The sequence below is a fragment of the Pantoea sp. IMH genome (genome assembly GCF_000599885.1).
Taxonomy (GTDB): domain Bacteria; phylum Pseudomonadota; class Gammaproteobacteria; order Enterobacterales; family Enterobacteriaceae; genus Erwinia.
The window spans coordinates 70543-93479 of the sequence record NZ_JFGT01000007.1; the positions used below are offsets into that span (position 1 = coordinate 70543).

General features: G+C 51.8%; 19 protein-coding genes, 2 tRNA genes and 1 other RNA gene. 8 read left to right on the forward strand and 14 right to left on the reverse strand.

Features of this window, described 5'->3' with window-relative positions:
- Positions 1-9: 9 nt before the first annotated feature.
- The 7 genes from oppF to EA20_RS0118375 all read right to left on the reverse strand — a co-directional run bounded on the left by oppF (position 10) and on the right by EA20_RS0118375 (position 8647).
- The gene (oppF, locus tag EA20_RS0118345) at positions 10-1011 is read right to left on the reverse strand and encodes a murein tripeptide/oligopeptide ABC transporter ATP binding protein OppF (RefSeq protein WP_024968219.1); all 1002 of its coding nucleotides are present in this window, start codon (positions 1009-1011) and stop codon (positions 10-12) included.
- Entirely contained in the window at positions 1008-2021 is a 1014-nt protein-coding gene (locus tag EA20_RS0118350) for an ABC transporter ATP-binding protein (RefSeq protein WP_024968220.1), read from the reverse strand. The genes oppF and EA20_RS0118350 overlap by 4 nt, the downstream gene beginning before the upstream one ends.
- An 11-nt stretch (positions 2022-2032) precedes the next feature.
- Positions 2033-2941 carry an oligopeptide ABC transporter permease OppC gene (gene oppC, locus EA20_RS0118355; RefSeq protein ID WP_024968221.1) on the reverse strand — a complete coding sequence of 303 codons (909 nt, stop codon included), beginning with the start codon at positions 2939-2941 and terminating at the stop codon, positions 2033-2035.
- 14 nt (positions 2942-2955) lie between these two features.
- The gene (gene oppB / locus EA20_RS0118360; protein ID WP_024968222.1) at positions 2956-3876 is read right to left on the reverse strand and encodes an oligopeptide ABC transporter permease OppB; all 921 of its coding nucleotides are present in this window, start codon (positions 3874-3876) and stop codon (positions 2956-2958) included.
- Positions 3877-3958: 82 nt separating this feature from the next.
- Positions 3959-5590, reverse strand: coding sequence for an oligopeptide ABC transporter substrate-binding protein OppA (gene oppA / locus EA20_RS0118365; protein ID WP_024968223.1), 1632 nt, complete (start codon positions 5588-5590; stop codon positions 3959-3961).
- Between the two features lie 163 nt (positions 5591-5753).
- Complete coding sequence (locus EA20_RS0118370; RefSeq protein ID WP_024968224.1) at positions 5754-7388, reverse strand: ABC transporter substrate-binding protein; 1635 nt, start codon at positions 7386-7388, stop codon at positions 5754-5756.
- A 611-nt stretch (positions 7389-7999) separates the two neighbouring features.
- On the reverse strand, positions 8000-8647 hold the full coding sequence (locus EA20_RS0118375) for a YchE family NAAT transporter (protein WP_024968225.1): 648 nt from the start codon (positions 8645-8647) through the stop codon (positions 8000-8002).
- Positions 8648-9132: 485 nt separating this feature from the next.
- Here EA20_RS0118375 and adhE point away from each other — a divergent pair, with 485 nt between their 5' ends.
- On the forward strand, positions 9133-11817 hold the full coding sequence (gene adhE, locus EA20_RS0118380) for a bifunctional acetaldehyde-CoA/alcohol dehydrogenase (RefSeq protein WP_024968226.1): 2685 nt from the start codon (positions 9133-9135) through the stop codon (positions 11815-11817).
- A 125-nt stretch (positions 11818-11942) separates the two neighbouring features.
- Here the strand turns inward: adhE and tdk are convergent, their stop codons facing one another.
- Positions 11943-12563, reverse strand: coding sequence for a thymidine kinase (gene tdk, locus EA20_RS0118385; RefSeq protein ID WP_024968227.1), 621 nt, complete (start codon positions 12561-12563; stop codon positions 11943-11945).
- A gap of 489 nt (positions 12564-13052) precedes the next feature.
- Here tdk and hns point away from each other — a divergent pair, with 489 nt between their 5' ends.
- Positions 13053-13460 (forward strand): histone-like nucleoid-structuring protein H-NS, encoded by a 408-nt coding sequence (hns, locus tag EA20_RS0118390; RefSeq protein ID WP_024968228.1) that lies wholly within the window; start codon positions 13053-13055, stop codon positions 13458-13460.
- Between the two features lie 127 nt (positions 13461-13587).
- On the opposite strand, the gene EA20_RS0118395 is transcribed toward hns, so the two are convergent.
- The 5 genes from EA20_RS0118395 to rssA form a co-directional block, all read right to left on the reverse strand.
- Positions 13588-14595 (reverse strand): NAD-dependent epimerase, encoded by a 1008-nt coding sequence (locus tag EA20_RS0118395; protein ID WP_024968229.1) that lies wholly within the window; start codon positions 14593-14595, stop codon positions 13588-13590.
- A gap of 10 nt (positions 14596-14605) precedes the next feature.
- Positions 14606-15949 (reverse strand): UDP-glucose/GDP-mannose dehydrogenase family protein, encoded by a 1344-nt coding sequence (locus EA20_RS0118400; protein ID WP_024968230.1) that lies wholly within the window; start codon positions 15947-15949, stop codon positions 14606-14608.
- Positions 15950-15973: 24 nt separating this feature from the next.
- Positions 15974-16882, reverse strand: a complete 909-nt coding sequence (galU, locus tag EA20_RS0118405; protein WP_024968231.1) for a UTP--glucose-1-phosphate uridylyltransferase GalU — start codon at positions 16880-16882, stop codon at positions 15974-15976.
- Positions 16883-17076: 194 nt separating this feature from the next.
- A complete protein-coding gene (gene rssB, locus EA20_RS0118410; RefSeq protein WP_024968232.1) occupies positions 17077-18090 on the reverse strand; it encodes a two-component system response regulator RssB in 1014 nt (337 codons plus the stop codon).
- Positions 18091-18166: 76 nt separating this feature from the next.
- The gene (gene rssA, locus EA20_RS0118415; protein WP_024968233.1) at positions 18167-19093 is read right to left on the reverse strand and encodes a patatin-like phospholipase RssA; all 927 of its coding nucleotides are present in this window, start codon (positions 19091-19093) and stop codon (positions 18167-18169) included.
- A 106-nt stretch (positions 19094-19199) separates the two neighbouring features.
- Between rssA and EA20_RS0118420 the strand changes: the two genes are divergently transcribed.
- The 6 genes from EA20_RS0118420 to xthA all read left to right on the forward strand — a co-directional run bounded on the left by EA20_RS0118420 (position 19200) and on the right by xthA (position 22476).
- Positions 19200-19658 carry a YchJ family protein gene (locus EA20_RS0118420; RefSeq protein ID WP_024968234.1) on the forward strand — a complete coding sequence of 153 codons (459 nt, stop codon included), beginning with the start codon at positions 19200-19202 and terminating at the stop codon, positions 19656-19658.
- A gap of 47 nt (positions 19659-19705) precedes the next feature.
- Complete coding sequence (gene purU, locus EA20_RS0118425; RefSeq protein ID WP_024968235.1) at positions 19706-20554, forward strand: formyltetrahydrofolate deformylase; 849 nt, start codon at positions 19706-19708, stop codon at positions 20552-20554.
- 143 nt (positions 20555-20697) lie between these two features.
- Positions 20698-20782, forward strand: a tRNA-Tyr gene (locus EA20_RS0118430).
- A gap of 279 nt (positions 20783-21061) precedes the next feature.
- Positions 21062-21146 (forward strand) — tRNA-Tyr (locus EA20_RS0118435).
- 39 nt (positions 21147-21185) lie between these two features.
- Positions 21186-21281, forward strand: a non-coding RNA gene (locus tag EA20_RS20485) — RtT sRNA.
- 388 nt (positions 21282-21669) lie between these two features.
- Entirely contained in the window at positions 21670-22476 is an 807-nt protein-coding gene (xthA, locus tag EA20_RS0118445; protein ID WP_024968237.1) for an exodeoxyribonuclease III, read from the forward strand.
- 42 nt (positions 22477-22518) lie between these two features.
- Here the strand turns inward: xthA and EA20_RS21325 are convergent, their stop codons facing one another.
- Positions 22519-22845, reverse strand: coding sequence for a DUF1496 domain-containing protein (locus EA20_RS21325; protein WP_369699802.1), 327 nt, complete (start codon positions 22843-22845; stop codon positions 22519-22521).
- Between the last annotated feature and the right edge of the window lie 92 nt (positions 22846-22937).

Here is a 22937-nt window from a genome sequence, read left to right on the forward strand (position 1 = left end):
TTTTTTTGGTTAAAGCGGATCCACTTTCAGGCAGGAGACCGCATGGCGGAAACTACCTTCCAGCAGTGGCCGTGTTTTGGCACATTCCGGTCCGGCGATCGGGCAGCGTGTGCGGAATACACAGCCGGAAGGCGGATTAATCGGCGAGGGTAATTCCCCTTCCAGCAGTTGGATAACCTTGTTCTTTTCCAGATCCGGATCGGGAACAGGCACAGCGGACATCAGCGCGCGGGTATATGGATGCTGCGGGTTATGGTAGACCTCACCATAGGTGCCCAGCTCTACCGCATGGCCGAGATACATTACCAGCACGCGATCGGAAATATGCTTTACCACCGCCAGGTCGTGGGCGATAAATATCAGCGACAGGCCCATCTCCCTTTGCAGCTTTTGCAGTAAATTTACTACCTGCGCCTGAATCGACACATCCAGCGCTGACACCGGTTCATCACAGATAATCAGTTTGGGCTCGAGGATAAGTGCCCGTGCAATGCCGATACGCTGGCACTGGCCACCCGAAAATTCATGCGGGTAGCGGTTAATCAGGTTTGGCAACAGCCCAACCTTCATCATCATGGCCTTAACCTTCTCCTTTACCTCCAGTTTCGGCATTTTGGGATGATAGGTCCGCAGCGGCTCGGCAATAATATCGCCGATGGTCATGCGTGGGTTAAGTGAAGCCAGCGGGTCCTGAAAGATCATCTGGATATCGCTGCGGGCTCTGCGCCACTCTTCCTCACTCTGCCCCAGCAGATCGCGCCCCAGCCAGGCAACGCGGCCATCTGTTGCTTTGACCAGGCCGATAATGGCGCGGGCGAGCGTGGATTTACCACAGCCCGACTCTCCCACTACGCCCAGCGTTTCGCCTTCATAGAGACGCAGGCTGACACCATCAACCGCCTTCAGGGTTTTTGACGGCTGCCAGAACCACTGCTTGCCATCCTTAATATCGAAATGCACCTTCAGATCGGCAATTTCGAGCAACACTTTCTTTTCAGCTACCGCAGTCATACCAGCTCCTCCGCAGGTTTAAAGCAGGCGCGCAGGCGACCCTCGCCAAAGGGCGTCAGCGGCGGTGCGTTTGAGCAAATTTCCATCGCATGGGGACAGCGCGGCTGGAACGGGCAGCCGGACGGCAGGCGTAGCAGATTCGGTGGGTTACCGGGGATCGTCATCAGCGAATCCCCTTCCGCATCCAGACGCGGCACCGCATTCAGCAGACCAATGGAATAAGGATGGGTTGGCTCGTAGAACACATCTCGGGCTTTGCCATACTCCATGGTCCGTCCCGCATACATCACCAGCACCCGGTCGCAGATACCGGCGACGACGCCAAGATCGTGCGTGATCATAATGATGGCCGTATTAAACTCTCTTTTCAGATCGTTTAGCAGCGTCATGATCTGCGCCTGTACGGTCACATCAAGCGCCGTGGTGGGCTCATCAGCAATCAGCAGCTTCGGCTTGCAAAGCAGCGCCATGGCAATCATGACGCGCTGGCGCATGCCGCCGGAAAACTCGTGCGGATACATTTTCATTCGCTTACGGGCTTCCGGCATTTTTACCGCATCCAGCATACGGACAGATTCTTCAAAGGCCTCTGCGCTGCTCATCCCTTTATGAAGCTTTAACACTTCCATCAGTTGCTCACCCACCCGCATATAAGGGTTAAGCGAGGTCATGGGATCCTGAAAAATCATCGCCACCTGTTCGGCGCGCAGGTTGTTAAGCTGCTTTTCCGGCAGATTGAGGATCTCTTTGCCGTTGAACAGCGCGGAACCACCAATGCGGCCATTTGAGGCCAGCAGCCCCATCAGTGCAAACGCGGTCTGGGATTTCCCGGAACCGGACTCGCCGACGATGCCGAGCGTTTCACCCGCACGCAGGTTAAAGTTGAGGTCGTTAACCGCCGTGACATCACCGTCCGGCGTGCTAAAGGTGACGCGCAGATCCTTCACGTCAAGTAACAGCTCGCTTCCCGCTTGTTGTGCCATTGCTGGCTGTAATTCAGTTACGCTCATCGGGAAACTCCTTAACGGTCTTTCGGGTCGAGGGCATCACGCAGGCCATCGCCAATAAAGTTAAAACAGAACAGCGTAATCACCAGAAAACCTGCCGGGAACAGCAGTAGCCAGGGCGAAACCTCCATGGAGTTAGCTCCGTCGCTGAGCAGTGCTCCCCAGCTGCTGAGCGGCTCCTGCGTGCCGAGGCCCAGGAAGCTTAGGAAGGATTCAAACAGGATCATACTCGGCACCAGCAGCGAGGCGTATACCACAACCACGCCCAGCACATTCGGCACAATATGGCGCAGAACAATACTGGCGGTTGAGACGCCGCCGACATGGGCCGCTTCGATAAACTCTTTCCGCTTCAGGCTGAGCGTCTGGCCGCGAACGATACGCGCCATATCCAGCCAGGACACCAGTCCGATCGCCACAAAAATCAGCAGAATGTTACGACCGAAAAAGGTGACCAGCAGAATGACAAAGAACATAAAAGGGAAGGAGTTAAGGATTTCCAGCAGGCGCATCATCACGGAGTCCGTTTTGCCGCCAAGATAGCCCGCAAGCGATCCATAAAGCGTACCGACAAGCACGGCCACCAGCGCCGAGGCGATGCCGACCATCAGCGAAATACGTCCGCCAATCGCCACGCGCACCAGCAGATCGCGGCCGGATGAGTCAGTGCCGAAATAGTGACCCACTTCCATTTCAGGTGGTGCCGACATCATTCCCCAGTCCGTTTCATCGTAGGTAAAAGCGGAAAGCATTGGGGCAAAAATGACAAACAGCGCAATCAGCAGCAGCACAATCAGGCTGCCCAGCGCCGCACGGTTATGGATAAAACGACGACGGGCATCCTGCCACAGGCTACGCCCTTCGACTTCCAGCTTCTCGCTGAAGGCATCAAGAGCTTCGCTATTTTTCTTACTCAATAACATGGCGAGCTCCGGTATTAATAACGAATTTTCGGATCGATGACCGCATAAAGCACATCAACGATCGCATTGAACAGAATAGTCAGCACACCCACTAAAATTGTCAGGCTCAGCACCAGCGAGTAGTCACGGTTAAGCGCACCGTTCACAAAAAGCTGGCCGATACCAGGCAGACCGTAAATGGTTTCAATCACCATCGATCCGGTGATGATGCCGACGAACGCCGGACCGAGATAGGAAAGCACCGGCAGCATCGCGGGCTTGAGCGCGTGGCGCAGCACAATGCGGTGCATCGGTAAACCTTTCGCGCGGGCGGTGCGGATAAAGTTAGAGTGCAGTATCTCGATCATCGACCCACGCGTGATGCGCGCAATGCTGGCGATATACGCCAGTGAAAGGGCGACCATCGGCAGGATCATATATTTCAGCTGGCCGCCGTTCCATCCGCCGCCAGGCAACCACTTCAACCCAATCGCAAAGATCAGAACCAGCAGCGGCGCCACCACGAAACTCGGTATGACCACGCCGGTCATTGCCACCCCCATCACCGCAAAGTCCCATTTCGTATTCTGCTTCAGCGCCGCGATTACGCCCGCCGAAACCCCCAGCACCACGGCGAGCACAAAGGCCGCCAGGCCGAGCTTAGCCGATACCGGAAAGGCGTGCCCCACCAGATAGTTGACCGAATAGTCTTTGTATTTGAAGGAAGGCCCAAAATCACCGTGAGCCAGCTGTACCAGATAGTTGGTGTACTGCTTCCACATCGGATCGTTCAGATGGTATTTCGCTTCGATATTCGCCATTACCTCTGCTGACAGCGTACGCTCACCGGTAAAAGGACTGCCCGGCGCTAACCGCATCATAAAGAAGGAGATGGTGATCAGAATGAGTAACGTCGGGATCGCTTCCAGAACACGACGAAAAATAAACTTTAACATTGCCCGTACCTGCTGGCTTGTGCCTTAGCACTGCGTAAAATAGACACGATGGGGGAAGCGAATCCCTCCCCCACTTTTGCCATTAATGTTTGATAATGTAGAGATTTTTGTCGTAAACATTATCCAGTGGATCTTTACCGGTATAGCCACCCACGTAAGGCTTCACCAGACGGGTGTTAACGTAGTAGTAAAGCGGGACAATCACGGAATCCTTATCGAGGATCTGTTCAGCCTTGGCATAAAGATCGCTACGGCCTTTCTCGTCACTGGCGCCTGCCGCAGCGGTCATCACTTTATCGAACTCCGCCGATTTGTAATGTGAGGTGTTGTTGCTGCTGTCGGAAAGCATGGTGTTCAGGAATGAAGTCGGTTCGTTATAGTCCGCACACCAGCCCGCACGGGCCACGTCGAAGTTCCCCTGATGACGGGTATCCAGGAAGGTTTTCCACTCCTGATTATTGAGCTTGATATCCACCCCGAGATTTTTCTTCCAGATGGACGTCGCGGCGATAGCCAGCTTTTTATGCAGGTCGGAAGTGTTATAGAGCAGCTGGAAAGAGAGCGGCTTATCTTTGGTATAGCCCGCTTCGGCCAGCAGTTTTTTGGCTTCTTCGTTACGCTTTTCCTGTGACCAGCTGAACCACTCCGGCTTGATCAGCTCGGCACCGTCGGTCGCCGTCGGCGTGTAGCTATAGGCTGGCATCTGCCCCTGGGCCAGCACCTTGTTCACGATAATGTCACGATCGATGCCCAGCTTCAGGGCAGCCCTGACGCGCGGATCGTTGAAAGGCGGCTTCTGGTTGTTGATCTCGTAATAATAAGTACAGAGATAAGGGTCAACTTTCAGCTCTTTTGGGTTTTCCCGCTGAAGCTTTTTAAACAGCTCGATCGGCATATTGTTATAGGTCATATCGCTGCCGTCGCTGCTGAAGTAACGGTTAACATCGCTCACTTCCGAGGCGATAGGCAGGAAAGTGACTTTTTCGAGTTTCGTATTGACGTTATCCCAGTATTCCGGGTTACGCACCAGCACAATACGTTCGTTGATCATATGAGACTGCAGTTTGAATGCGCCGTTGCCCACCCAGCTCTGCGGCTGCGTCCACTGCTCGCCCGCTTTGTCGATGGCCGGCTTATATACCGGAGACATGGAAGGGTGAATAAGCAGTTTGAAGAAATAAGGGACGGACTGGCTCAGCGTCACCTGCAGCGTATGGTCATCAATCGCTTTCACGCCCAGCTGATCGGGGCTTTTCTTACCGGTAATAATCTCATCCACGTTTTCCAGGTGACCATACTGCAGGTAGCTGGCATAAGGAGAGGCGGTTTTCGGATCAGCCAGGCGCTGCCAGCTGTAGACGAAATCCTGGGCAGTTACCGGCTCGCCGTTTGACCATTTGGCATTTTTACGCAGATGGAATGTCCAGACCTTGCCGTCTTTATTTTCCCAGCTTTCCGCCACGCCCGGGATTGGATGACCATCCGGGTCGCTTATTACCAGCCCTTCAAGCAGATCGCGGCTGACGTTGGATTCCGGAACGCCCTCAATTTTGTGCGGATCGAGCGACTGGACTTCACCGCCGTTGCCCTTAACCAGTTCCTGCTTTGCCGCCAGCTCCACGCCCGCAGGCACGGTGGCCGCTATCGCAACATTGCCCGCCAGCGCGGTCATAATCCCAAGTGCTATCAGGCTTTTTTTCGTGATGTTGGTCATTATTTACCTACTCCAGTTTTATCATTGCTGATGTGCTTTCAGACATCAGCGCCACCCTTTTAACGGGCTTTTCCTCTCAGGTTACCTGAACGTTGGCGCGCTGAGACGATGAGGTTTTATCCTGTCTGGTTTTAAGACGTCCGCCGGACAAATCGCGCCGGACTTAATGTTTTATGATGTAGTAGTATTTCAAGTCGGTCAGGTCCTGCGGATCTTTACCGGTAAAGCCGCCGACCCAGGGTTTCACTAAGCGCGCACTGACGCGGTAGTAAACCGGAATAATGGCCGAATCGCTATCCAGCTGCTGCTCCGCCTGCTGATAGACAGCCGCACGTTCAGCGTCAGGCACGTCCAGCGAGCGGGCCATCAGGGCGTCAAACTTCTCGCTTTTGTAGAAAGCGGTGTTATTCGTCGAGGTACTCAGCATGGCGTTCAGGAAGGTTGAAGGCTCGTTATAGTCGGAACACCAGGTGGCGCGGGCTACGTCAAACTCTCCCTGACGGCGCGTATCCAGCATCGTTTTCCACTCCTGATTATTCAGTGAAACGCTGGCGCCGAGATTTGATTTCCACATCGACGCGGCCGCAATAGCCTGCTTTTTATTCACATCAGACGTGTTATATAAGAGGGTGAAACGCAGCGGATTGTCCGCCGTGTAGCCCGCATCAGCCAGCAGCTTCTTCGCCTTCTCGTTTCGCTCAGCCTGCGTCAGCGCCATCCAGTCGGGCTGAGTAGAAGTCCCACCATTGATAAAGGGCGGCGTAAAGTTACCCGCCGGGATCTGCCCCTGCCCCATCACTTTTTCAGTAATAATGTTGCGATCCAGGGTTAGCTTCACCGCGGTGCGTACTTTAGGATCGTTGAACGGCGGTCGCTTATTGTTCAGCTCGTAGTAAAACGTGCAGAGCAGCGGGCTGATGCGGACCTGGCTGCCAAGCGTTTTTCGCAGCGATGGAAAGCGATCCGGGGGCAGCGCGCTGTTGGTGATATCGATTTCACCGCTGCGGTAGCGGTTCACGTCACTGGCTTCCGACGTCACTGGCAGAAAGGTTGCACGGTCGATTACTGAGCGGGCGTTATCCCAATATTGCGCGTTGCGTTGCAAAACGATTTTCTCGTTGATTACCCAGTCGCTGAGCGTATAGGCGCCGTTGCCAACAAAATGACCAGGTTGCGTCCAGCGATCGCCCCACTTTTCAATGGCGTTACGATTAACAGGCTTCAGGGAGGTATGGGCCGCCAGCTCAACAAAATAAGGGACAGGCTGGCTTAGCGTGACCTGAAAGTGGCGATCGTCCAGCGCTTTTACGCCCAGAGCAGAAGGAGGCAGTTTGCCCGCCAGGATTTCATCAATATTGGCTACATGGGCATACTGCAGATAGCTGCCATAAGGTGACGCTGTTGCCGGATCAACCAGGCGCTGCCAGCTATAAACGAAATCGCTGGCGGTGACGGGATCGCCATTGCTCCATTTCGCATTGTCCCGCAGGGTAAACGTCCAGACTCTCCCCTGCTGATTGCGCCAGCTTTCCGCCACGCCGGGCACCAGACGGCCTGCGTTATCGGTCGTGACCAGCCCTTCAAGCAGGTTCAGAATAATATTACTTTCCGGTACGCCTTCAATTTTCTGCGGATCGAGTGAAGATACCTCTCCGCCATTATTAATGACGATAGTCTGGCTGGCGGCCAGCTCAACGCCGCCGGGAACGGTGGCGGCAAACGAATGGCTGGCGATAAGTCCTGTAAGCGCGACAGCGACTTTCCGGAGACGTAAAACGCATTGCTCATTATGTTTCATTAAGCGTGGATAACCTTTTTAAGAAACCGGAACGGGAAGAGAAAAACTCTTTTGCATATCCGGTGCCAATTCTTTACCGAAAACGAGACGTTATCAGAGTGCGTCTTTTTACGCCAAAACAGCGCGTCGAAAATGTTAACTAATTCTCTTTTATCACGAGCGGCTGACAATCAGAAGCGTTATTTAACATGTTGAATTAATCGCCATCCTGCTGATTTTCAATTGATTAACATCAAAGAGGCGAGAGATTAATCAATCTCAGGAATGATCGAGTTCACAAAACTCGCAAAATAGGCAATTAAAGTAGCGCTACAGAATGAATCACCATAAACCCGTCTCATGCCAAACTGTTGTGCCACAAAGTTAGCAAGCTGGCCTATTTCAGCAATGTGATTAAATTAACATTCCGTTGTTAGTGATTGAAATCAGACAGGATTGCAGTAGTTACATTAATAATGACGCTCAGCCATTAAGCTGAGCGAATAATTGCACCATAAAAATGCATAAAAACCCCCTTAGCGCACCATTATGGTGCCTCACCTGATAGTTATAAAAAAAAAAGCGCAGAATATGCGCTTTATTTTCAACAGGCAGTTTTGTTATAGCGTTGATTAATGTACCAGCCCGGGGAATAGTGCTCTGATGCCGGTCACCACGAACTCGATGCCCAACGCCATCAGCAGCAGTCCCATAATTCGGGTAATAACGTTAATCCCGGTTTGGCCCAGCAGCCTGACCATTAAGGGGGCGGCCCGGAACAGCAGCCAGCAGCAGAACGCGAACAGCGCAATGGCGAGGCTGAAGCCCAGCAGGTTAAGCCAGCTGTTATAACGTGTACTCCAGACAATGGTCGAGCTGATTGCGCCCGGGCCAGCCATCAGCGGCAACGCCAGCGGCACCACACCAATGCTTTCCCGGATTGCCGTTTCTGATTTTTCCTGCTTATTCTGTTTATCTTCGCCCAGTTTGCCGCTGATCATCGACATGGCGATGGTGACCACCAGAATACCGCCCGCAATGCGAAAAGAGTCAATTGAGATGCCAAATATATGCAGAATCGCATCACCCAGAAATAGCGATGTCCAGAGAATAATCGCCACCGAAAGGTTGGCCGTCATATTGGTTTTATTGCGCGCCGCAGCCGCCTGATAGCTGGTCATACTAATAAAAACGGGGATGATCCCTACCGGATTCACCAGGGCAAATAGCCCCACAAAAAATTTAATATATCCGGAAAAGTCTAATATAGCCGGGTTCACAATCTGCTCCTGAGCGGGCGGGTTTTCTGGCGGGTAATTTAATGCAAAAGCGTTACGCTTACCATCATAAGCCGCCAGATTTTTGCCTGGTTTTAAGGCCGTAGCCCAGCATAATCCGCCAAAGGAATACGCCGCTGTTGCCGTTCTGATGCGGCAGAGAGAGCGGGACTACCACCGATTTCCCGAAATTACCAAAAATCGCACAAAACGTGCGGCTGAAAGGTGTCAGCTTGGGCGTAACTTGATCCAGATCATACTTATATTACCCCATAGTGGGTAAGCTGCATTCATCAAAAGGAAGTGTGAAGCCCGCATTTTTTCCGTCCAGGCGGAGTAAAGCGGAGACTTTTTCAGTAAACCTGTAACGCGAATGCGTAAACCGGTGAAAAGTCACAGTGATTTAACTACAGCGTAACAGCGCGTGACTATACTCATAGGTTCAGACTTGTTTACTAATAGAGTTTAACTTCCATCAGGAGAGCATTATGGCCGTTACTAATGTTGCTGAACTTAACGCACTGGTTGAACGTGTAAAAAAAGCCCAGCGAGAATATGCCAATTTCACTCAAGAACAAGTTGACAAGATTTTCCGCGCCGCGGCTCTTGCCGCCGCTGATGCCCGAATTCCGCTGGCAAAAATGGCCGTTGCAGAATCAGGCATGGGTATTGTTGAAGATAAAGTCATTAAAAACCACTTCGCTTCTGAATATATTTACAACGCCTATAAAGATGAAAAAACCTGCGGTATCCTTGATACCGATGATACGTTTGGCACCATCACTATCGCTGAACCAACAGGCCTGATTTGCGGTATCGTCCCCACCACTAACCCGACTTCTACGGCGATTTTCAAAGCGCTTATCAGCCTGAAAACCCGTAACGGTATTATCTTCTCTCCTCATCCACGTGCCAAAGATGCGACGAATAAAGCGGCGGATATCGTGCTGCAGGCAGCGATTGCCGCAGGGGCGCCTAAAGATATTATCGGCTGGATTGACGTCCCTTCCGTCGAGCTTTCTAACCAACTGATGCACCATCCGGATATCAACCTGATTCTGGCTACCGGTGGTCCGGGCATGGTGAAAGCGGCCTACAGTTCTGGTAAACCTGCTATCGGTGTTGGCGCGGGGAACACGCCGGTCGTGATTGACGAAACGGCGGATATCAAGCGCGCTGTAGCGTCAATCCTGATGTCAAAAACCTTCGATAACGGCGTTATTTGTGCATCTGAACAGTCTGTCATCGTGGTTGATTCAGCCTATGAGGCCGTACGCGAGCGTTTTGCCAGCCACGGCGGCTATATGCTGCAGGGTGAAGAACTCAAAGCTGTGCAGAATATTATTCTGAAAAATGGCGGTCTGAATGCGGCTATCGTCGGACAGCCCGCGGTGAAAATTGCTGAAATGGCCGGCATTAAAGTGCCCGCTAACACCAAAATCCTGATTGGTGAAGTGAAGCTGGTCGATGAGAGCGAGCCTTTTGCGCACGAAAAACTTTCCCCTACGCTTGCCATGTACCGCGCGAAAGATTTTGAAGATGCCGTTTCTAAAGCGGAAAAACTCGTGGCGATGGGCGGTATCGGTCACACTTCTTGTCTCTATACTGACCAGGATAACGAGCGCGAACGCGTGAACTATTTTGGCGATAAAATGAAGACTGCGCGTATCCTGATCAATACTCCGGCTTCTCAGGGCGGTATTGGCGACCTTTATAACTTCAAACTGGCACCGTCTCTGACGCTGGGCTGTGGTTCATGGGGTGGTAACTCAATTTCTGAAAACGTCGGACCTAAACACCTGATCAATAAGAAAACTGTCGCCAAGCGAGCTGAGAATATGTTGTGGCATAAACTTCCTAAGTCTATCTACTTCCGCCGTGGTTCACTGCCTATCGCCATGGAAGAAGTGGCAACCGACGGAGCTAAACGTGCCTTTATCGTGACGGACCGGTTCCTGTTCAATAACGGTTACGCCGATCAGATTGTTTCCGTACTGAAATCTCACGGTATTGAAACTGAAGTCTTTTTCGAAGTGGAAGCAGATCCAACGCTGAGCATTGTGCGCAAAGGCGCAGAGCAGATGAACTCCTTTAAGCCGGATGTCATCATCGCGCTGGGCGGTGGTTCCCCGATGGATGCGGCCAAAATCATGTGGGTGATGTACGAACATCCGGAAACCCACTTCGAAGAACTGGCGCTGCGCTTTATGGATATCCGTAAACGTATCTACAAGTTCCCGAAAATGGGCGTGAAGGCGAAAATGATCGCAATCACCACCACTTCCGGTACCGGCTCTGAAGTCACACCTTTCGCCGTGGTCACCGATGACGCTACCGGCCAGAAATATCCGCTGGCTGACTATGCGCTGACGCCTGACATGGCTATCGTTGACGCCAACCTGGTGATGAATATGCCGAAGTCCCTCTGTGCCTTCGGTGGTCTGGATGCGGTGACCCACGCGCTGGAAGCTTACGTATCTGTGCTGGCGAACGAGTACTCTGATGGCCAGGCTCTGCAGGCGCTGAAGCTGCTGCAGGAAAACCTGCCGGCAAGCTATCATGAAGGCGCGAAGAATCCGGTTGCCCGCGAGCGCGTTCATAACGCCGCGACTATCGCTGGTATCGCGTTTGCTAACGCCTTCCTGGGCGTCTGTCACTCAATGGCGCATAAACTGGGTTCAGAGTTCCATCTTCCTCACGGTCTCGCTAACGCCCTGCTGATCAGTAACGTTATTCGCTACAATGCGAACGACAATCCGACTAAGCAGACCGCCTTCAGCCAGTACGATCGTCCGCAGGCGCGTCGTCGCTATGCTGAAGTGGCCGACCATCTGCGTCTGAGTGCACCAGGCGATCGCACCGCTCAGAAAATTGAGAAGCTGCTGGCATGGCTTGAAGAGATTAAAGCGGAGCTGGGTATTCCTAAATCTATTCGCGAAGCTGGCGTGCAGGAAGCAGACTTCCTGGCGAAAGTGGATAAGCTGGCTGATGATGCGTTTGACGATCAGTGTACCGGTGCTAACCCACGTTACCCGCTGATCGCTGAGCTGAAACAAATCATGCTGGATACCTTCTACGGCCGCGAATATACCGAACCTTTTGCAAACGTTGCTGAAGCCGTCACCGCTCAGCCGGTGGAAGCGAAAAAAGCCGAAAAGAAAGTTAAAAAGTAAACTGAGTCAACATTAACAAACCCGCCGGAAGGCGGGTTTTTTTATGGGTAAACATTTATAAAATTTATGAAACCATGGCTATATGTCGGTCAGGAATGCCATTTTCTTCCCCGGGAAATAAGGTCTCATGATTGATCTTTATGTTCACCATAAATGGCCCGTAACGAACCCTGTTCCAGGGCTTCTTTATAATGTTTCCGGCAAACTGAAACGTAACGTTCATTACCCCCAATCACGACCTGCTCACCCTCTTTAAAAGGCGCCCCGTTACTGTCCAGCCTTAATACCATTCCGGCCTTCCTGCCGCAGTGACAAACGGTTTTTAATTCAACAAGCTTATCCGCCCAGGCCAGTAAATAGTGGCTACCGCTGAATAACTCACCCTGAAAATCTGTACGCAAACCATAGCAGAGCACAGGAATATCAAGCTCGTCCACAACGTCTGATAACGCCTTAACCTGGTCACGCGTCAGAAACTGGCATTCATCAATCAGTACGCAGTGTACCGGTTCCAGTTGATGTTCAGCGCTGATCGTCTCGAAAAGTAAACTTTCGTTATTATACAATTTTGCTGGAGAAGAAAGTCCAATTCTCGAACTGACTTTCCCCATACCAAACCGGTTGTCTATCTCGGCGGTGAAGACCAGCGTGCGCATACCGCGCTCCTGGTAATTATAAGAAGACTGCAGAAGTGCGGTGGACTTACCCGCGTTCATTGCAGAGTAATAGAAATATAGCTGAGCCATAAGCTTCAACTCCGGATAAAAGTTTGCATCAGATTTTCACGGAGTGTATCACAACCACTCGTCCGCAGAGAAAACGTGATGCCTGTGCCAGCGCATGATTACCCGCTTCTGCCCCCTGAGCGCAGATTATTTACATAAATCTGCATTCCCCGCCTGTTTGCTGAGCATTTTATGATAAAAAGAGGCTTGCAGTTCAAATATCCACTGTTTTTTCCGGGGGTTAGTCCCGGTTTATCGAAGAGGAAATAGCGTTTCAGTCATGATAATTCCCGCCACTAAAGGAGTATCTTAATAGATCAGGATGAAGAGTTATTACGGCATATTCTTGTCTAATCATAAGAATTCTCCCGTTAATAAGTGCGAAGTGACGCTCTTTATCGGGATTATACAGTTGCCGTTTTAAAATTACCTATTGCAGTTCCTATTCACGCACCCTATTATTATCAGGAAGAACAGTCCCCCACCTTTTATAATTTTGAGATTTGGATAATGAGCGAAGCACTTAAAATTTTGAACAACATTCGTACCCTGCGCGCCCAGGCGAGAGAATGCACGCTGGAAACGCTGGAAGAGATGCTGGAAAAACTGGAAGTTGTGGTCAATGAGCGTCGCGAAGAAGAGAGCCACGCGCAGGCTGAGAACGAAGAACGCATCCGAAAACTGCAGCAGTACCGTGAAATGCTGATTGCAGATGGTATCGATCCTAATGAACTGCTCTCCACGCTGACGGCCACTAAAGCGACAGGTAAAACCAAACGCGCGGCCCGTCCGGCTAAATACAAATATATTGATGAAAATGGCGAATCCAGAACCTGGACCGGCCAGGGCCGCACCCCAGCCGTGATTAAGAAAGCCATCGAAGAAGAAGGCAAACAGCTGGACGATTTCCTGCTGTAATAGCCATTTTTGTGCTTCAGAAAATTCCCCATTCCTGTAATGGGGTTTTTTATATGTTCAGCTTAGCAGCGCCATAAATTAAAAAAGGAAGCACGCCGGCTTCCTCTTCTGCACTTATTCCGCCAGCTCAGACCTGGTAGAATTCGCGATACCAGCTGACAAACTTAGCGATACCTTCTTCCACGCCCGTCTTAGGCTTAAATCCTGTCGCCTGATAGAGCGCACTGGTATCCGCGCTGGTTTCAAGCACGTCACCTGGCTGCATCGGTAGCATGTTCTTATCCGCTTTCATTCCCAGTGCTTTTTCCAGCGCCTCGATATAGCTCATCAGCGTGACCGGCTGGCTGTTGCCGATATTATAAACGCGGTAAGGCGCTGAACTGGTTGCAGGGCTCCCCTGCTCTACCGTCCATTCCGGGTCCGCCTGTGGGACCACATCCTGGAGCCGGAAAATAGCCTCAGCGATGTCATCTATATAAGTAAAATCGCGACGCATCTGCCCCTGGTTATAAACGTCTATTTTCTCTCCGGCAATAATCGCTCTGGTAAATTTAAACAGCGCCATATCAGGCCGCCCCCAGGGACCGTAAACGGTAAAGAACCGCAGGCCGGTGGTGGGAATACCATAGAGATGAGAATAGGTATGGGACATTAATTCATTGGCTTTCTTGGTCGCAGCATAAAGCGAGACCGGGTGATCTACCGAATCCTCCGTAGAGAACGGCATTTTTCGGTTAAGGCCATAAACCGAACTGGAGGAAGCGTAAAGCAGGTGGCCGATATGATTATGCCGGCACCCTTCAAGAATATTAAGATGGCCAATCAGATTGGCATCTGCATAGGCCAGAGGATTTTCAAGCGAATAACGAACGCCAGCCTGGGCGCCAAGATGAATTACTCTGTCAAAACCCTGTTCAAGGAAAAGGTGGGCAATACCTTCACGGTCAGCAAGATCAATTTTGATAAACTGAAACGCGGGATGCGTTTCAATAAGAGCAAGGCGGGCCAGTTTGAGGTTAACATCATAATAATCATTCAGGTTGTCGATACCGACAACCTGGTGACCGGCAGCCAGCAGGCGTTCCGTTACGTGAAAACCGATAAATCCTGCTGCGCCGGTAACCAGATATTTCATACTGTCCTCGTTAATTATGCAATTTTAATGAAGCTCCGCGGCCGATTGCATAATAAACAAAACCGCGTTTGCTGACTCTTTCTGGATCATACAGGTTACGACCATCAAAAATCACGGGTTCTTTCAGGGCATTTTTAATCACGTCAAAATCTGGCGCGCGGAAATTCTGCCATTCGGTACAGATAACCAGACCATCGGCACCCTGCAGGGCGGCTTCTTTCGTTCCCATCAGCTTAAGATCGCTGCGATGACCATAGATACGCTGCGCTTCATCCATCGCTTCCGGATCGAAAGCCTGAACGGAAGCACCCGCTTCCCACAGCGATTCCATCAGCACGCGGCTTGACGCTTCACGCATATCATCTGTGTTGGGCTTGAATGAAAGCCCCCACAGTGCAAAGGTTCTGCCCTTCAGATCGTCGCCAAAGTGGCGCTTGATAAAGTCAGGCAGCTTGCTTTTCTGCGCGTCGTTGACATCTTCAACGGCCTGTAACAGACGTGGCTTATAGCCAATCTGCTCCGCCGTACGAATCAGCGCCTGAACATCTTTCGGGAAGCAGGAACCGCCGTAACCACAGCCAGGATAGATGAATGAGTAGCCGATACGGGAATCAGAACCAATGCCCTGACGCACCTTCTCAACATCGGCACCCAGACGTTCCGCCAGGTTCGAGATCTCATTCATAAAGCTGATTTTAGTAGCCAGCATGCAGTTTGCTGCATACTTGGTCAGCTCAGCACTACGGATATCCATCAGGATCATGCGATCGTGATTGCGGTTGAATGGCTCATACAGCTCGCGCAGCAGATCAACAACTTCATCGTTATCCGTGCCCACCACAATTCGTTCAGGACGCATGCAGTCATTCACCGCAGCCCCTTCCTTAAGAAATTCCGGGTTAGACACCACATCAAAGGCAATATCTGCACCGCGCGCCTTCAATGTCTCTTCCATAACGGCACGAACGCGGTCAGCGGTCCCTACCGGTACGGTTGATTTATCGATCACAACTTTATGTTCGTTCATATGCTGTGCGATAGTACGGGCGACGGCGGTAACATATTTCAGATCCGCTGAACCATCTTCATCCGGCGGTGTTCCCACAGCGATAAACTGCATGGTGCCGTGATTAACCCCCTCTTCCGCTGCGGTGGAAAATTTAAGGCGTCCCGCCTCATAGTTCTGCATCACCAGCGGCGTCAGGCCCGGTTCAAAAATTGGAATGATCCCTTTCTTCAGATTTTCGACTTTATTTTCGTCGACATCGATGCAAAGAACGTCATGTCCGACTTCAGCTAAAACTGCAGCCTGAACCAGACCCACATAGCCGATACCAAATACGGTGACTTTCATTGATTTGTCCCGGTTAAAATTAAATTACTTTTTAGAACCAACAGTAGCATCAAGCCACTCTTTGAAGTCGCTGCCCAGCGTATTGTGACGCACGCCGTATTCAACGAAAGCCTGCATATAACCCAGTTTGTTACCGCAGTCATGGCTTACGCCTTTCAGGTGATAAGCTTCTACGGTTTCTTTATCCATCAGCATGGCAATTGAGTCAGTCAGCTGAATCTCATCACCCGCGCCCGGAGGCGTTTTCGCCAGCAGAGGCCAGATATCAGCGGAGAGGACGTAGCGTCCCACAACGGCCAGGTTAGACGGTGCTTTATCAGCTTTTGGCTTCTCAACCACGCCAACCATTGGTGCGCTTTCACCGGCTTTCAGCTCGGCGCCCTGGCAGTCCACAACACCGTAAGCGGTAACGTCGGCGACAGGCTCGACCATGATCTGGCTGTGCCCCGTTTCGTCGAAACGACGCATCATATCGGCGAGGTTATCTTTTGCCAGGTTAGATTCGTACTCATCAATAATAACGTCAGGCAGGATGACGGCGACAGGTTCGTTACCCACGACCGGATAAGCACACATCACCGCGTGACCCAGGCCTTTGGCCAGACCCTGACGTACCTGCATGATGGTGACATGAGGTGGGCAGATAGACTGGATTTCTTCCAGCAGCTGACGCTTAACGCGTTTTTCCAACATCGCTTCCAGTTCGAAACTGGTGTCAAAGTGGTTTTCGATGGAGTTTTTAGAAGAGTGCGTAACCAGCACAATTTCGTTAATCCCTGCGGCGATACACTCGTTAACGACATACTGAATTAACGGCTTATCAACCAGCGGCAACATCTCTTTTGGAATCGCCTTGGTTGCTGGCAACATACGCGTTCCCAAACCCGCTACCGGGATTACCGCTTTTTTTACTTTAGACTTATAGGTAGACATCAGAGTACCTCTCTTTAGGCCGTTCAAGTTATTACTTGATATGTCGATTAAAAAACGAAGTGAGTATACCAGTTCATGCCGGGCGGAATTATCCTGGTTGAATCAATTCAGTTGAATTTAAGACTATTACCCAAGTCTAAAGCCTGTCTCTGGCCCTGTCTGCGGGGAGTCATTATAAAAAATACGCCATCCGCTTAATCGGTAGACAACATCAGGCGCAGCCTGCCGCCGGCACCCCATACCTGACATTGCCATGCGTCACAACGCTGACTTATTTGATTAAGATGCGTACTGCCCAGAGTGCCAAGCGGCACGCCATTACTGAGCTGTATTTGATGTGTATCGACGTTAAGCGTGGCATTTAAGCCAGCGGAAACAAGGATCAGATTTTTTAAGCCCTGATGATAGTAACCCACCAATAAAGGAAATTGCCCTTTAAGGTTCGCCTGGCGTAAAAGAAGGTTAACCTGTTTCAGCAAACCATTTAATTCCGGCAGACGCTGCGCCTGGCCGGACAATTGATCCTGCAGCAGGCCGTTAAATAAAGCACGGAGCAACAGAGCAGCCAGCACGCCATTATCCCCAGCCCGGGTAACATCAAGACAGTAGAAGGCGAGATCTTTTTCTGATAGCGCTGCAACATCCAGCACCAGACCGGGTTGCTCAGCCGTCGTCAGCTGACGGTAATTTATCCGGCAGTTGGCAATGACTTGTTGCACAGGCGGCTGAAGCTGTTTCAGTAATTTGGCGGCAGCCTGGGGATCGCGAACCAGCGCGTCCCAGTCCTGGAAGAGTTGCTCATCTTCCTCCACTTTTGAAGTAAACATGGACGGATAGAGGCATTCGTAGACGGCTTCACGCAGACGGGCCAGATCTTTAAGCGGCTTCAACAGCACATCCTGAACGCCCAGCCGTAATACCTGCGCGATATCCGCCATATTTTCAGTGGCAGAAATCACCAGCACAGGGATGTCGCTGCCTTTACTGCGAAGATGCTCAACCAGCTTAAGCCCGTTCATCCGGGGCATTGCGAGATCACAAATGATCAGTTCGGGGCTAAGGTGAGTTAACTTCTCCAGCGCCTGAACGCCATCATCCGCCAGGGTAATGGTCGCGCCGAGCGCGCTAAGGAAGTTATCCAGCAATGAGCGGAAAACGACTTCGTCTTCAACGATCAGAATCTGTTTTCCGCTTAATGGCTTGTCCATTATCCCCCCTTGTACATCAGATTACACAATAGTGGCCCATAAACCCCAATCGTGCCTGTCAGAATTGCCCTAACGCTCATTTTTCTCTTCCCGGTAAAGGCTTACCGCCTGCCAGCGGGAGTAGTTCATCCATTTTTTTCTCAACGGCAAGCCGCCCGGCGGCAATCGCCTCTTCCGCCCGGTGAAAGTCCAGGGTGGAAATCTGTGGGCAGAAGGGTTGAATCAGCACGTCGGGTGGATCGCCTGCCATGCGGTTCCGTTTGAGCCGGTTTTCAAGAACCTGAATGGAGGTGGTCATAATTTCCATTGCGCCGGGGCTTTGATTTATCTTTCGCTGAGCCACCCGGGCCAGGCTATTGCGTAGCCGCCCTCCCCAGCTGGTCACCACCTGGGCGGGTTGAGTCTCTTCACTTTCTGGCGTGACGGAGAAAAGATCCTGCTGCATAAGGTGCGCGTCATGCTGAAGATCGACAGCAATGACAATATCGGCACCCAGCGCGCGGGTCAGAGAGATGGGAACTGGATTAACAACCGCCCCGTCGACCAGCCAGTAACCGTTCCAGGCTACCGGCGCCAGCAGGCCGGGCATACTGCAGGAGGCGCGAATCGCCCGATGAAGATCGCCTTCCGTTAGCCATAGCTCTCTACCGGTACTCAGGTTTGTCGCCACGGCGCCAAAAGGCAGCGTGCATTGTTCAATGTTATCAAACGTAATAAGACGGCGAATATGGTTGAAAACCCGTTCTCCACGCAGTAATCCACCGCGACGCCATGAAAAATCCATCAGGCGTATGACATCCCAGTAACCGAAGGACCTTACCCAGGTTTCCATCAGCGGCAGGCGACCACTGGCGTAGGCGGCGCCTACCAGCGCGCCAACGGAACAGCCTGCCACAACATCGATTTTGATACCTGCTCTTTCCAGCGCATCAATCACGCCAATGTGAGCCCATCCTTTTGCCGCACCCGATCCAAGTGCAAGTCCGATTTTAACTTGTCTCATTCCACCTCTGGCGTGCTCAACACTTTCAAATGGCATCATTCAGGCCGCTCGGTTACCATGATGCCCAACTACTTTATCCATCTTTATTATACTTGCCGGAGCCATCGTGTCTGACCCTTGCCCCTGCTGTAGCGGACTGGAGTATAACCTATGTTGCCACCCCTACCTAAAGGGAGAGGCAATTCCCGACAGTCCGGAAGCGCTAATGCGCTCCCGCTATAGCGGTTATGCAAAACAAAATGCTGATTATCTCATCAACACCTGGCATTCCTCCTGTCAGGCAGAACGCTTTCGGGCCAGTCTTATCGAAAGTTTTGCCTCGACCCGCTGGCTAAGTCTACAAATAATTGAGACTGAAATGCCAGTGGTTAAGCCGGAAGGATTTGTGACATTTTTTGCACGTTTCTCTGAAAATGGGCAGGAAGGCTTTATTCACGAACGTTCACGCTTTCTTCGCGAGGAAAAACGCTGGTACTATGTTGACGGAACCTACCCTGTCACCGGGCGTAACGATCGGTGCCCTTGCGGCTCCGGCAAAAAATTTAAGAAATGTTGTGGCCAGTAACGGCCATCATTACCATATCGAGTTGCTTCAACAGGATTACCACCGCAATGCAAGCGCAAACATCGCAAAGAAAAGTATTAAGGACTATCTGCCCGGACGCTAAAGGGCTGATCGCGAAAATCACCAACATTTGTTACAAGCACGAGCTTAACATCGTGCAGAACAATGAGTTTGTTGATCACCGCACCGGGCGTTTTTTCATGCGCACCGAACTGGAAGGGATTTTTAACGATACAACGCTGTTAGCCGATCTCGACAGCGCGCTGCCTGCCGGTTCCGTACGCGAACTGAATTCCGCCGGCCGCCGCCGCATTGTTATCCTGGTGACCAAAGAAGCGCATTGTCTTGGCGATCTGCTGATGAAAAGCGCTTATGGCGGGCTGGACGTTGAAATAGCAGCGGTTATTGGTAACCATGAAACGCTGCGTACGCTGGTAGAACGCTTTGATATCCCGTTCATTCTGGCCAGTCACGAAGGCCTGACGCGCGAAGAGCATGACAATAATATGGCTGTGGAAATCGATCGTTATCAGCCTGATTACGTCGTCCTTGCTAAATATATGCGCGTTCTGACGCCCGCCTTTGTTCAGCGTTATCCGAATCAGATCATCAATATTCACCACTCGTTCCTGCCTGCCTTTATTGGCGCTCGCCCCTATCATCAGGCTTATGAGCGTGGCGTAAAAATCATTGGCGCTACCGCGCACTATGTCAATGATAATCTGGATGAAGGTCCGATCATTATGCAGGACGTGATCCATGTTGATCATACCTATACGGCCGAAGATATGATGCGGGCGGGACGGGACGTTGAGAAAAATGCGTTGAGCCGTGCGCTCTATAAAGTTCTGGCGCAGCGTGTCTTCGTTTACGGCAACCGCACAATTATTCTCTGAGCCATTCGCGGCGGGTTTGGTGGACAAACCAGCACGCCGCGCAAAAAATCGGCAAACGATTGATTTATATTAAGCGTGGCCTTTACAGCCTCAGTGCATTTGGTATGATGCGCCCCGCTTAACAGCACAGCAGCAAGGCCAGTGGTGGGGTTCCCGAGCGGCCAAAGGGAGCAGACTGTAAATCTGCCGTCATCGACTTCGAAGGTTCGAATCCTTCCCCCACCACCATCACATGTATTTACGACTTCATCGTTAGAGCACTCTGTTTCATATTCCCCACGGGGAAGGATGAGAAGCTTCGACCTCGAAGGTTTGACCCGCAGGGCGCGAAGCGACGTGAATCCTTCCTGCACTGTAGTACTGTTCAGCACCACCATTTCAGACTCCGGTCTGTTCGACGTTAAGTTTGACCCGCAGAGCACGGCGCGAAGCGACGTGAATCCTTCCTGCACTGCCCTACCAGAATAGTTATCGCAACTATCTCTGCATAAGAAATACGCTTCCCCTGGTGGGGTTCCCGAGCGGCCAAAGGGAGCAGACTGTAAATCTGCCGTCATCGACTTCGAAGGTTCGAATCCTTCCCCCACCACCATCACAAACACTTCCGACTTCATCGTTAAAGCACTCTGTTTCATATTCCCCATGGGGAAGGATGAGAAGCTTCGACCTCGAAGGTTTGACCCGCAGGGCACGGAGCAAAGCGACGTGAATCCTTCCCCCACCACCATCACATGTATTTACGACTTCATCGTTAGAGCACTCTGTTTCATATTCCCCACGGGGAAGGACGAGAAGCTTCGACCTCGAAGGTTTGACCCGCAGGGCACGGCGCGAAGCGACGTGAATCCTTCCTGCACAGTAGTACTGTTCAGCACCACCATCACATGTACTCACGACTTCATCGTTAAAGCACTCTGTTTCATATTCCCCACGGGGAAGGATGAGAAGCTTCGACCTCGAAGGTTTGACCCGCAGGGCACGGAGCAAAGCGACATGAATCCTTCCCCCACGAACCCGCGCGGCGGCAGCCACCTGACGGCACACCCAATGATGACTTTCGGGGGTAAACTCTGCTACCATCCGCGCTAAATTCCCTACCGGTAATGGCCTGCGCAATGAAATTTCTTTCTTTCAATATCAACGGGCTGCGCGCTCGTCCCCACCAGCTTGAAGCGATCATCGAACAACATCAGCCTGACGTCATCGGCCTTCAGGAAACGAAAGTGCATGATGATATGTTCCCGCTCGAAGCGGTAGCTAAACTGGGTTATAACGTCTTCTATCACGGTCAGAAAGGCCATTACGGCGTGGCTTTACTTACCAAAGCACAGCCGGTGATGGTGCGTCGCGGGTTTCCCGGCGATGGCGAAGACGCACAGCGTCGCCTGATTATGGCCGATATCGCCAGCCCGATAGGCGACATCACGGTGATTAACGGCTACTTCCCACAGGGGGAAAGCCGGGACCATCCGACCAAATTTCCGGCCAAGGAGAAATTTTATCGCGACCTGCAAAATTATCTTGAGCAGGAGCAGCAGGCAGACAAGCCGGTGCTGATTATGGGCGATATGAATATAAGTTCGACTGACCTGGATATCGGCATTGGTGAAGAGAGCCGCAAACGCTGGCTGCGAACCGGCAAATGTTCCTTTTTACCTGAAGAACGGGAATGGATGGATCGCCTGCTGAGCTGGGGGCTGGTGGATACCTGGCGCGCGCAAAACAGTGAGGTGAACGATCGCTTCTCCTGGTTCGACTATCGCTCAAAAGGTTTCGATGATAACCGCGGACTGCGTATCGATTTGCTGCTGGCCAGCCAGCCGCTCGCAGCGCGCTGCGTCGCAACGGGGATTGATTATGCGATTCGCAGCATGGAAAAACCCTCTGACCATGCGCCGGTCTGGGCAGAATTCAGCCTCTGATCGTATAAATGCGGAGTCAGGCTATTGCCTGACTCCCGGTGCCTATTTCAGCGTCTGCCAGATCAGATTATTGGTGCCGATAGAGTGTTCATCGCGGCGGCACTGAAGCAGTACGCCTTCCATCTTCACCACAGCCCCTTCCGTATAGCTGCGGTTTTCGTATGTACAGCAGCGCAGACAGGGTTTCTGATTGCCGTTGCCGCTGTTTGCCCAGACTTCAGGTGGCAAATCGACCACAACGCCCGCATTATAGCCCCCCTCGCCCGCATCATGATCGTTGCCATACCCGCCGCCGTGCCCATGCCCGCGATCGTTCTGATAGCCACCCTGCTGCGGATAACGTCCACCCGTTGAATGCTGCGTTTGCACAGTACTCTCCGCCTGGCGGCCAACATGCAGTGATTGCTCTTCCGCCAGCGCCTGCCCGCTTAGCAGCAAGGCGGCGATTATTACTTTGGTTG

Excerpts from the sequence above, each read along its gene's own strand:
- oppB (WP_024968222.1), bottom strand. The coding sequence starts at position 3,876 with ATGTTAAAGTTTATTTTTCGTCGTGTTCTGGAAGCGATCCCGACGTTA.
- tdk (WP_024968227.1), bottom strand. The coding sequence starts at position 12,563 with ATGGCTCAGCTATATTTCTATTACTCTGCAATGAACGCGGGTAAGTCC.
- adhE (WP_024968226.1), top strand. The coding sequence starts at position 9,133 with ATGGCCGTTACTAATGTTGCTGAACTTAACGCACTGGTTGAACGTGTA.
- oppC (WP_024968221.1), bottom strand. The coding sequence starts at position 2,941 with ATGTTATTGAGTAAGAAAAATAGCGAAGCTCTTGATGCCTTCAGCGAG.
- rssB (WP_024968232.1), bottom strand. The coding sequence starts at position 18,090 with ATGGACAAGCCATTAAGCGGAAAACAGATTCTGATCGTTGAAGACGAA.
- EA20_RS0118370 (WP_024968224.1), bottom strand. The coding sequence starts at position 7,388 with ATGAAACATAATGAGCAATGCGTTTTACGTCTCCGGAAAGTCGCTGTC.
- purU (WP_024968235.1), top strand. The coding sequence starts at position 19,706 with ATGCAAGCGCAAACATCGCAAAGAAAAGTATTAAGGACTATCTGCCCG.
- EA20_RS0118395 (WP_024968229.1), bottom strand. The coding sequence starts at position 14,595 with ATGAAATATCTGGTTACCGGCGCAGCAGGATTTATCGGTTTTCACGTA.
- oppA (WP_024968223.1), bottom strand. The coding sequence starts at position 5,590 with ATGACCAACATCACGAAAAAAAGCCTGATAGCACTTGGGATTATGACC.
- rssA (WP_024968233.1), bottom strand. The coding sequence starts at position 19,093 with ATGAGACAAGTTAAAATCGGACTTGCACTTGGATCGGGTGCGGCAAAA.
- EA20_RS0118350 (WP_024968220.1), bottom strand. The coding sequence starts at position 2,021 with ATGAGCGTAACTGAATTACAGCCAGCAATGGCACAACAAGCGGGAAGC.
- hns (WP_024968228.1), top strand. The coding sequence starts at position 13,053 with ATGAGCGAAGCACTTAAAATTTTGAACAACATTCGTACCCTGCGCGCC.
- EA20_RS0118400 (WP_024968230.1), bottom strand. The coding sequence starts at position 15,949 with ATGAAAGTCACCGTATTTGGTATCGGCTATGTGGGTCTGGTTCAGGCT.
- oppF (WP_024968219.1), bottom strand. The coding sequence starts at position 1,011 with ATGACTGCGGTAGCTGAAAAGAAAGTGTTGCTCGAAATTGCCGATCTG.
- xthA (WP_024968237.1), top strand. The coding sequence starts at position 21,670 with ATGAAATTTCTTTCTTTCAATATCAACGGGCTGCGCGCTCGTCCCCAC.
- galU (WP_024968231.1), bottom strand. The coding sequence starts at position 16,882 with ATGTCTACCTATAAGTCTAAAGTAAAAAAAGCGGTAATCCCGGTAGCG.